The following is a 1,660-nucleotide window of genomic DNA, read 5'->3' on the forward strand; positions in this document are numbered from 1 at the left end:
AGGTCCCATATGGTACCTAATATTGGGCAAAAATACAGGCGCTAACGCCATCTTCGTCAAAATACTTCAATATGGGTCAGCAATACTGCCTTTTCATTTCTTTACCCCCGCACTAGAACCAAGTTTGCGCTTGGATGGGAGGACGGCAATGGCTGGCCAAAAGATGTTGAAATTCACCACCGTTCACCGGGACATGCCCGAAAAACGGCCACCTGATTTGCGTAAGCAGGATTTCAACGAAATCTATGCCGAATATGCGCGTGACAAGGCTGCTGAACAGGCCAGCCGCTGTTCGCAATGCGGCGTGCCCTATTGCCAGACCCATTGCCCGCTGCACAACAATATTCCCGACTGGCTGCGCCTGACCGCCGAAGGCCGGTTGCAGGAAGCCTATGAGATTTCGCAGGCTACCAACACCTTTCCCGAGATTTGTGGCCGTATTTGTCCGCAGGACCGTCTGTGCGAAGGCAATTGCGTGATCGAACAATCCGGCCATGGCACGGTCACGATCGGGTCGGTAGAAAAATACATCACCGATATGGCGTTCGAAAACGGCTGGGTGCAGCCGATCCGCCCCTATGCCGAACGCGCCGAAAGCGTGGGCATCATCGGTGCTGGCCCCGGTGGTTTGGCCGCGGCGGATATGCTGCGCCGTCAGGGCGTGCAGGTCACGGTCTATGACCGTTATGACCGTGGCGGCGGGTTGATGACCTATGGCATCCCCGGCTTCAAACTGGAAAAAGACATCGTGATGCAGCGCATGGCGCAGCTCGAGGATGGCGGCGTGCAATTCGTGCTGAATTGCAACGTGGGCGAGGATTTGTCCTTTGACGCCATCCGCGGCAAGCATGATGCCGTGCTGATCGCCACCGGCGTATACAAGACCCGTGATCTGCCCGATTCCAGCGCTGAAGGAATCGTGAACGCCCTTGATTACCTGACGGCCAGCAACCGCAAATCCTTTGGCGATGAGGTGCCGGAATACGACAGCGGCGCGCTGAATGCTGCAGGCAAGCGTGTCGTCGTCATTGGCGGTGGCGACACGGCGATGGATTGTGTGCGCACCGCAATCCGGCAGGGAGCCGAAAGCGTCAAATGCCTGTATCGCCGTGACCGTGCCAACATGCCCGGATCGCAACGCGAAGTCGCCAATGCCGAAGAAGAAGGCGTCGAATTCGTCTGGCTGTCCGCGCCGCTTGGGTTTGAAGGCGATGCCGTATCCGGCGTCAAGGTGCAGAAAATGCGCCTTGGCGCGCCCGATGCGACGGGCCGCCAGATGCCAGAGGTCATCGCCGGTGCCGATTACATCGAAGAGGCCGATCTGGTCGTCAAGGCGCTGGGCTTTGAGCCAGAGGATGTTCCCACCCTTTGGGGCGTGCCGGAACTGGCCGTGACCCGCTGGGGCACGATCAAGGCGGATTTCACCACCGGCAAGACATCTCTGGACGGTGTCTATGCCGCCGGCGATATCGTGCGCGGCGCGTCGCTGGTCGTCTGGGCGATCCGTGACGGGCGCGATGCGGCAACCGCGATCCTTGATTATCTGGGACAATCCGCATCGGTCGCGGCAGAATGATGAACAAGCTGCTTCTGACCCTGATCGCGCTGACGGTCGCGGCGCCGGTCGCGGCGCAGCAAAGCTTTGCGCCGCCGCAGGGCT

The 1,660-nt window shown here is 59.5% G+C and carries 1 protein-coding gene; it reads left to right on the forward strand.

Annotation, left to right across the window (positions count from 1 at the left end; genetic code table 11):
* The first annotated feature begins 148 nt into the window (after window positions 1-148).
* Window positions 149-1,576 (forward strand): NAD(P)-dependent oxidoreductase, encoded by a 1,428-nt coding sequence (locus tag KG698_RS15165; protein WP_213686380.1) that lies wholly within the window; start codon window positions 149-151, stop codon window positions 1,574-1,576.
* Window positions 1,577-1,660 lie beyond the last annotated feature (84 nt).

The sequence above is a fragment of the Roseicyclus sp. genome (genome assembly GCF_018402035.1).
Classification (GTDB): Bacteria; Pseudomonadota; Alphaproteobacteria; order Rhodobacterales; family Rhodobacteraceae; genus Roseicyclus.